This is a genomic window from Polynucleobacter sp. 35-46-11 (assembly GCF_002281105.1).
In genome coordinates this window covers 1-1,765 of the sequence record NZ_NCFJ01000764.1, presented here as the reverse complement: position 1 = coordinate 1,765, position 1,765 = coordinate 1, and the positions used below count along the sequence as shown (strand labels likewise).

The following is a 1,765-nucleotide window of genomic DNA, read 5'->3' as shown; positions in this document are numbered from 1 at the left end:
CTCATTTTATTTACTATCATTTTTGTAGAAATCGGCCTTTTGCCTTTGTTTTTTCTGCCAGGTGATCCACTTATTTTTATCACCGGCTCTTTTTGCAAAATTGGTGCATTAAACCTGCCGGGCATGATGCTAACGCTGATGATTGCCAGTTTTTTGGGTAACTTTGTCAGCTATAAAATTGGCGCTGCGATTGGCGACAAAATTGATACTAAGCAATATGGCTGGGTGAATAGAAAAGCGCTAGAGCGCACACGCAGTTTTTATAGAAAATATGGCAGAACCACTTTATTCATTTCACCATTTATTGCCGTAGTGCGCACATTCGCACCGTTTCTTGCTGGCGTTAGTAAAATGCCGTTTGGTCAATATATGTTTTCTGCCAATACTGGCACTACCATCTGGATTGTAAGCCTGATGCTCGCAGGCTACTTTTTTGGTGAAATTCCGTTTGTGCGCCAACACATGGCTACCATCGTATTATCCGGCTTGGCGATTGGCCTAAGTTGCATTGTCATAGGTGCAATGTTCTCTAAAAAATAAATGCTAGTTACACCTACATTGAGGCACAAAAATTAAGGTGCCGGATTCATCATTGTTAAGTGTAACTGCTCAATTTCTGCCAACACCTCTGCTGATAAATGCACCTGCCAGGCGGCAACATTCTCTTCCAGTTGCGCCATGTTGGTGGCACCGATAATCGTGCTAGACACAAACCAGCGGTGATACACAAAACTGAGTGCCAACTGGGTTGGCGTTAAACCATGTGCTCTGGCTAGCTTGGCGTAAGCTGCACAGGCAGCAAACACACCAGGCTTTTTGTAACGTTGCGCATAACCCAAAAACATGTTCATACTTCGCAGTTAGATGTCCAAACGCCAATGGCGAATAAGCCAGCAAACTGACATTTTCCCGATACAGCACTTCCGCCATACCGAACTCCATGCCGCGGTTAATCAAGTTATAACAGTTCTGTACTGTAGCCACACGCGGTAAATTATAGGCATTGGCAATGCGCAAAAACTCCATCAAACCCCATGGCTGCTCGTTAGATAAACCCACCGCACGAATCTTGCCTTCTTGCACAAGCTCAGCCAATGTCTCGAGCTGATTGTGTATGCTCACCCATTGCTTTTGCTGCCCCGCGCCATCAAGCTCTTGCGTTGGATCAAACTGATATTGTCCGAACATCGGTACGTTGCGCTCCGGCCAGTGCAATTGATACACATCGATATAATCGGTTTGCAAACGTTTCAGTGAATCTTCAATCGCAGCACGAATATTGGCACGATCTAAATTGGGTGGGCCGCCGCGTATCCAATCCATGCCGCGTCTAGGCCCGGCCACTTTGCCGCCGAGAATAATCTGGTCGCGCGGCTGATGTTTAAGCCAGTTACCCACGATTGTTTCAGTGCGCGTGTAAGTGTCGGCTTTAGGCGGTACCGGATACATCTCTGCAGTATCAATAAAATTAATACCCTGCGCCAGCGCATAATCCAACTGCGCATGTGCCTCAGCCTGCGTGTTTTGGTCGCCATAAGTCATGGTGCCTAAACATACTTTAGAAACTTTTATTTGTGTATTGCCAAGTTGCGTATATTCCATCTAATGTAAAACCTTTGTTTCTTCTATTTTTGGTACAGGCATTATTGCCAATGTCGCCCCTAAATCCCACCCCGCCTGTTTCGCCGCTACTTGCAACATCTGACAAGTTCCCAATATCAACTCTTTGCCTAAGCTAACGTTCACGGTTACATTTTTTAAACAG

1 protein-coding gene and 1 pseudogene are annotated in these 1,765 nt (G+C 45.6%); one reads left to right on the top strand and one right to left on the bottom strand.

What is annotated here, in order from left to right; genetic code table 11:
• A partial coding sequence (locus B7Y67_RS19405) for a VTT domain-containing protein (protein WP_293600033.1) occupies nucleotides 1–540 on the top strand: 540 nt, incomplete at its 5' end.
• 32 nt (nucleotides 541–572) lie between these two features.
• Here B7Y67_RS19405 and B7Y67_RS19400 read toward each other — a convergent pair.
• Nucleotides 573–1,602 (bottom strand): annotated as a pseudogene (locus B7Y67_RS19400) (aldo/keto reductase).
• Nucleotides 1,603–1,765 lie beyond the last annotated feature (163 nt).